The organism is Bartonella sp. PS7NMGDW, assembly GCF_042193585.1.
In the GTDB taxonomy this organism is placed as follows: Bacteria; Pseudomonadota; Alphaproteobacteria; order Rhizobiales; family Rhizobiaceae; genus Bartonella; species Bartonella grahamii.
The window spans coordinates 1-6,459 of the sequence record NZ_JBHILX010000031.1 but is presented as its reverse complement, the minus strand read 5'-3'; the positions used below and the strand labels follow the sequence as shown (position 1 = coordinate 6,459).

Sequence of the window (6,459 nt, the reverse complement as noted above, 5' to 3'; positions counted from 1 at the left end):
GATGGTTCACTGAAAGATTTAGAGAAGCGCTTAGAGGCTTTAAGAGAAGAGTTTGAAGATTTGAAAGAGTGTTCATTAGACGAAGTACTCTGAATGATGTGAGGACGAAAGCAGATGAAGATACCCGATCATGAACATGAATATTTGATACCTGTCGCGACGAGAGAAGAAATGATAGCAGGAACTTCTCAAGACAGCGTTGTTGTTCCGAAGCTTTTAGGGACGGCATCTTTGTATTCGTATGAAACCTTTGCGCCGTTAGAGCAGGTTGTTAATGCAAGGAAAGAAGCAGAAAAAGCCATGGCGCGTGCGAATGGCGCGCAACAAACAGCAGATCAAGCGAAAACTATAGCAGATAGTGTCAAGGAATTATCGGATGCAGCAGCGACGACGATAGCGCAAGCAGCAGACACAGCAGCGAGTTCAGTTACTGTAGCCAATGCCGCCAAGACGACAGCTGATACAGCTTTAGAGCAGGCAAATACGGCATTAACAGTATCCAATGCCGCCAAGACAACAGCGGAGGTCTCGAAAGCCTCTTCAGAAGATGCCAAGATGAAGTCAGAAGCGGCTGAGAGGTTAGCGCAAGAAGCCAAGCGCATTGCGGATGATACTAAAGGTGCAGCTGATAGAGTGGCGACAACGGTCACGGAAAGCTCTCAAAGAGTGACACAAGTTCAAAGCACAGTAGAGACAGCTTTGACAGAGGCAAGAGAAGCCAAGGCAACGGCAGGAGATGCAAAAACACTTTCCGAACAAACCAAGAGCGCTTTTGATGATGCCAAGCAGGTGATGGGCGAGGTGAAGAATGTTGCAGAAACAGCAGCAACGAACAGTGGGCAAGCTCTCACGACAGCTTCTGAAGCCAAGACGACAGCAGAGACAGCCTCTTCGGTAGCTGGTGATGCAAAAGAAACGGCATTGAGAGCGTTGGCAGATGTCAAGGATCTTAAGCAATCGGTTGATCATGTCAAGAATACAGCTGAGGGAGCCAAAAGGACAGCAGAAGGAGTAGAGCAGAGGGCTTTAACAATAGAAGACGTTGCTACACAAGCCAAGACTAAAGCCGGTGAAGCCAAACAATTGGTTGAAGAAGTTAAGATGAGAGCGCATTCGGCAGAAACGTTAGCAAATAATGCAAAGCAGTTAGCGGATAGTGCAAAAGACACAGCGGTGGAAGCGAAGAATAAAGCAGAGGATGCTCATGTCCTTTCGCAAGACGCTAAAAGTACAGCAGAGACGGCAGAAGAGAAAGCCGCAAGAGCCGAAAAGAAGGCGGATGATGCGACAGTCACAGCTTCAGAAGCCAAGAGTGCAGCGGATAGTGCAACAGAGAAAGTAGAGCAAGCTGTAAGAGAGGCTAGCGATGCGAAATCTAAAGCGGAAAGTTTAAAAACTGTTGCGACTGAAGCGAAATCCACGAGTGAACAAGCAAGTCAAACAGCCTCTAATGCTAAAAGTTTATCAGAAGAAGCAAAGGTTAAAGCAGAAAGTGTAGAGAGAGTTGCGAATGAAGCAAATCAAACAGCGACTTCTTCGAAGAGCGTATCAGAAGAAGCAAAAGAAGAGGCAAGTAATGCCAAAGCGATAGCCTTAGAAGCCAAGAGTGCAGCGGATACAGCAACAGCGACGGCTCATCAAGCCCAACAGAGTGCAGAGGAGGCTACAAAATTAGCTTCTGAAGCGAAAGCGGTAGCAGAGTCTGCGGCGCGTTCAGGAGAGACGGCAGGGCATGTTGATGCAGAAGCGTTGAAGGGTATAGCTACAGCAGCAAAGAGTAAAGCGGAAGCAGCAGAGAAGGTAGCAGAAGAAACGAAAGGTGCTTTGGATGGTCTAAAACAATTAGCCAATAGTGCGAAGTCGACAGCGGACGAGGCAAAGAAGGTAGCTGATGGTGCACAAAAGAAGGCATCACAGGTAGAGACAGTAGCGGGTGAAGCTGAAAAGATAGCGAAAGAAGCCAAACAGACAGCTGGTTATGCTAACCATGAGGCGGCACAAGCGCGCAGTGAGGTAGAAAAGGCAAAAAGTACAGCTCATGAAGGATGGAGTAATGCCAATAAAGCTCAGGAAGTAGCAGGTGACGCTAAGACTATAGCAAGTTTAGCGCGTACGTACGCAGATGAAGCCAAGAAGATAGCGGAAAATTCAGGCAACACAGCTCATCAAGGGTGGAGTACAGCTAACAACGCGAAGGAAGTAGCAGGTGACGCTAAGACTATAGCAAGTTTAGCACGGACATATGCAGACGAAGCCAAGAAAAAAGCGGAAGTAGCAGATTCACAATCCTATCAAGCTAAGGGCGAAGCCGAAAAAGCCAAGGAAATAGCTAATAGTGCAAAATATACAGCAGAACAAGCACAGAAAGCGGCAGAAGCGGCGGGTAAAAAGGCAGCGTCTTTAGCATCATCTTTAGAAGACAAGCTAGAAGAGACAGAAAAAACAGCGAAGGAAGCCAAACAGACAGCAGGTTATGCCAAGCATGATGCGGAGCAAGCGCGTAGTCAGGCAGAAAAGGCAGAAAAAACAGCAAATGAAGCGTGGAGTAAAGCTTACGACGCGAAGGAAGTGGCAGATAATGCTAAGACTATAGCAAGATTAGCAGAAATGGCAGGCGAAGAAGCCAAGAAAATAGCGGAGAAAGCCGATGACCGAGCGTATGAAGCCAAGAATGAAGTAGAAAAAGCCAAGGAAATAGCTAGTAATGCAAAATATATAGCAGAAGAGGCGCAGAGGGCAGCCGAAACAGCGGGTAAAAAAGCCGCGTCTTTAGAGGAAGAAGCGGAAGAGGCACAAAAAATAGCCAAGGAAGCCAAGGAGTCTGCTGGTTATGCAAGACATGACGCGGAGCAAGCGCGCAATCAGGCAGAAAATGCAGAGAAAATAGCCTCGTCAGCGAGGAGTAGGGTTATCGATATCAATCAAGTGGTTGAGAATTTTAAAGCCCCCGTAAGTTTAGCGCGGATGTACTCAGACGAAGCCAAGAAAAAAGCCGAGTCGGCAGATTCACAAGCCTATCAAGCCAAGAGCGAAGCCGAAAAAGCCAAGGAAGTAGCTGATAGAGCGAAAAGGACAGCAGAAGAAGCTAAAACAACAGCCGATACGACGAAGCAAGAGCTTGGAGGTATCAAAAGTTCCCTAGCAACGGCAACAACAGCCCATACAGTAGCCTCACAGGCAAAAGTGCTAGGGGAACAGATAAACAATTTACTGAAACAGTCCAATTTAACGGTTCTTTCAATTTCCACACCGTTTCTTGTTGCGAAAGGCAAAGCGGAATTAACCTTGAAAAAAGGAACGCGCATAACCTTGGCATTAGGCAATGATATTTTAGTTGCAAGTTATACGGCAGATACAAGAATAAGCGTTCCTCCTCTTTCGGTGGGCAAAGATTATTATGTTTATTTGGTTTCTGATGGAGGACAGTCTCATAAACTTGTTTTATCAGAAAACTCTACGTATCCAAGGAATTACACAGTGAGTAATTCGCGAAAGATAGGAGGGTTTCATACGCTTTGTGCGGATGTTGGTACGATTTCCGGTCACCCATTGTCTGGTTATAGAGCAGGGGATATTTTACCCAATTCAGTTTGGTGTCTCAATCACCGCCCGCATAGTTCACCAGAAGGAATGGTTTATGACCCCTCTACAGATCTTTGGGTTGATATTTATCTTCAGTCAGGGACAGGTCACAATACCCGCTCGGCGTATAATGTTCCTATTACGACGAACCGTCTACAAACAGATCACATATCCGATATGCTGCGTGTTAAGAAGGCTTTGCTCAATAATACAGAATTTGCCTCCGCGATGTATGGAAGCAATGAAGGTGGTGGGATTCAAGGCAAAAAAGCACCTTCACCAAAACATTCTGGAGGTTATAAGAATACGGCAAATATACGGATGGTTTCGCATATCGGTTGTGAAGATGGTTGCGGTTATGTTTGGCAATTTGTGAAAGATGTTTGTTTCATGCAAACGGTAACTGGAACCTCACCAAATGTACAGTTTAAAAAAGATATGTATGCATTGTTGGCTGGTGGAGACTGGTCAGATACTACGAATATCAATCCACATCTGCGTGCAATCATTATACGGAATGCCATTTATGAATCGGCTGGCGCCCGTGGCTGTAGTTATCCACGGCATTTTATTTAGGAGGGGTAGATGATAGATTATCCAGAGCATTTAAATAGCAAAGAAGATTATATGAATATGCTTTCCTTTGATAAGGCTGAAACCGTAAGGAGGTTAGAGGTTCTTTTAGAGACGCGTTTTTATTGGGTTTTAGTCAAGGAGCTAAGTGAAGGAGAAGAGGGGATTGAAGATGACACGCATAAGGTTTGTCTAACAACAACCATGCCGTTTGATTCAAATGGTGATTTTGTAGAAAAGCGTTGTCAGTATGAATTACAGGAAAGCGAATATGCGCCGCTCTTTCAACTTGGCTTTCGTGTTGAAGAAGTCGAGCAGCTGATCAAAGAGCATAGCCAATAGAGATCATAAGAAAACATTTTTATGCCGCCTCACTTTTGTGGGGCTTTTTTTATGGAGCGTCAGATGAGAAAGATATCGAAAGAAGGATTAGAGCTTATCAAACAATGGGAAGGTTTGCGTTTAGAGGCTTATAGAGATACGGCATGTGTCTGGACGATTGGTTATGGTCACACCAGCAATGCGGGTCACCCCCTCGTCAAAAAAGGTATGTGTATTAGCCAAGAGCAAGCAGAAGAAATCCTTTGTGAAGACTTAAAGCAATTTGAGAAGACGGTAGAGGAATCGGTCACGGTTTCGTTAACGGATTGTCAATTCGCGGCATTGGTCTCATTTTGCTATAATGTAGGAACAGCTGCTTTTCGCAAGTCAACATTGTTGAAGAAGCTTAATCAAGGGGATTATGAAGCGGTGCCTGTTGAATTACAGAAATGGAATAAGGTGGGTGGGAAGCCTCTTGCGGGTTTAGCCAACCGTCGAGCAGCAGAAGCAGGATTATGGGCAAAAGGGTCTTATGTTTCTTCAAATTATCAAAGGGTAGAAACGAAAACGGCAACCGGACTTCTTAAAATAGAAGCACTTGCCCCGATTATAGGGTCTTGTTCTGGTTTTGGCGGCTTGTTAGCAGGCAATGGACCGGTGCAATGGGCATTAGCAGGCATCATGGTTTTAGCCGCATGTGCTGGTATTTTCTTTGTTGCTAAACGCTTTCGGGAGCAACGCTTATGATTTTTTGGCTAAAGAAATATTCTCTGATGTTTACAGCGGCTTTAGCCGTTTTTTTTATGGCTTTAGCCAAGGCGTTTCACCTTGGCAAGCAAAGCGAAAGGCAAAAGCAAACAGAGAATGCTTTAAAGACAGCAACAACGCGGCTTGAGGTAGAAAATGAAGTTAATCAAAAAAGTGATGCTGGTGTGCGCTCTGAACTTTCTCGTTGGGTGCGCGGCAAATAGGTCAGTTTCTTGTGGTGGCTGGTTGCCCATTTATTTGGATAATAAGGATGTTGCGGTCATCAGTTCCAACCTTGCAAGAGATATTTTGAAGCATAACAAGCAGGGAGCCCATTTATGTGGTTGGAAAGATGGTCAAGAAACGAAGCAGCAAAGATAAAGATCTTACAGAAAAAGAACAACAGCTTCTTCACGAGATGATAGAGACCTATCAAGGCTTAAAGATGATGTCACGCATCATGAAATTGATAGCCTTCATTGTCTTTATGTTTGTAATAGATTTTTCCCGTTTTGTGGACGCCATAGAGAATAGCTTCTCACACCTCAAAAAGTGGATAACAAAAAGTTAAATATCAAATTTCTCCTTTAAAAATATGATGAAACAAGAATTTACACAAACATTGTTTGCGTGGATGGGTGGTAAACACTATCTGCGTAAGAAAATTATACCGATTTTAAATAGCATTGACCATGAAACCTATGTTGAACCGTTTTTAGGTTCTGGTGTTATTTTTCTAAATAAAAGACCAGCAAAATATTCCGTGATTAATGATCTGAATGGAGAGATCACGAATCTGTTTCAATGCGTTCAAAATGACTTTGATGATTTAGCTAAACGACTAGAATGGTTTGTTTGTTCAAGACAGTTGTTTTTTGAACTTGCGGCGATTGAACCAGAGAGCCTTTCCAAAGTTGAAAGAGCCGCTCGCTTTTTGTTTCTCCAACGTTGTGTGATGTATGGGAAAAAAGAGTATGTCTCTTTTGGCTTTGGAAGGAAAAAGCCTACATTATTTAATCCCGAAAAGCTGTTATCAAGGATGAGACGTGTTAGACAGAAGCTTCTTGATACGACGATCTTAAATTTATCATGGGATCGGGTTGTCGAGCTTTTTGATGCACCCGACAGTTTATTTTACCTAGACCCGCCTTATCTTGTGAAGAAGAAGTGTTACAGCTCTGGGAATTTTGTTGAAGATGATTTTGTGAGTATGGCAAAAGTTCTCAAAAGCATACA

At 44.0% G+C, this 6,459-nt stretch carries 6 protein-coding genes; all 6 read left to right on the top strand.

Annotated elements, in window-relative coordinates; all coding sequences use genetic code 11:
• Nucleotides 1–114: 114 nt before the first annotated feature.
• The gene (locus ACFIKJ_RS08465; RefSeq protein ID WP_375670480.1) at nucleotides 115–4,158 is read left to right on the top strand and encodes an alanine-zipper protein; all 4,044 of its coding nucleotides are present in this window, start codon (nucleotides 115–117) and stop codon (nucleotides 4,156–4,158) included.
• A 9-nt stretch (nucleotides 4,159–4,167) separates the two neighbouring features.
• Complete coding sequence (locus tag ACFIKJ_RS08460) at nucleotides 4,168–4,497, top strand: hypothetical protein (RefSeq protein WP_375652115.1); 330 nt, start codon at nucleotides 4,168–4,170, stop codon at nucleotides 4,495–4,497.
• 63 nt (nucleotides 4,498–4,560) lie between these two features.
• Nucleotides 4,561–5,223, top strand: a complete 663-nt coding sequence (locus ACFIKJ_RS08455; RefSeq protein ID WP_375670479.1) for a lysozyme — start codon at nucleotides 4,561–4,563, stop codon at nucleotides 5,221–5,223.
• The gene (locus tag ACFIKJ_RS08450; RefSeq protein ID WP_012754703.1) at nucleotides 5,220–5,447 is read left to right on the top strand and encodes a hypothetical protein; all 228 of its coding nucleotides are present in this window, start codon (nucleotides 5,220–5,222) and stop codon (nucleotides 5,445–5,447) included. Before ACFIKJ_RS08455 ends, ACFIKJ_RS08450 begins: the two co-directional genes overlap by 4 nt.
• A 116-nt stretch (nucleotides 5,448–5,563) precedes the next feature.
• Nucleotides 5,564–5,794, top strand: a complete 231-nt coding sequence (locus ACFIKJ_RS08445; RefSeq protein ID WP_375670478.1) for a hypothetical protein — start codon at nucleotides 5,564–5,566, stop codon at nucleotides 5,792–5,794.
• A gap of 24 nt (nucleotides 5,795–5,818) precedes the next feature.
• Nucleotides 5,819–6,459 (top strand): DNA adenine methylase (locus tag ACFIKJ_RS08440; protein ID WP_375670477.1); only part of this gene is annotated, 641 nt, incomplete at its 3' end.

Coding starts and splice junctions, on each gene's coding strand:
- ACFIKJ_RS08465 (WP_375670480.1), top strand. CDS start 115: ATGAAGATACCCGATCATGAACATGAATATTTGATACCTGTCGCGACG.
- ACFIKJ_RS08460 (WP_375652115.1), top strand. CDS start 4,168: ATGATAGATTATCCAGAGCATTTAAATAGCAAAGAAGATTATATGAAT.
- ACFIKJ_RS08455 (WP_375670479.1), top strand. CDS start 4,561: ATGAGAAAGATATCGAAAGAAGGATTAGAGCTTATCAAACAATGGGAA.
- ACFIKJ_RS08450 (WP_012754703.1), top strand. CDS start 5,220: ATGATTTTTTGGCTAAAGAAATATTCTCTGATGTTTACAGCGGCTTTA.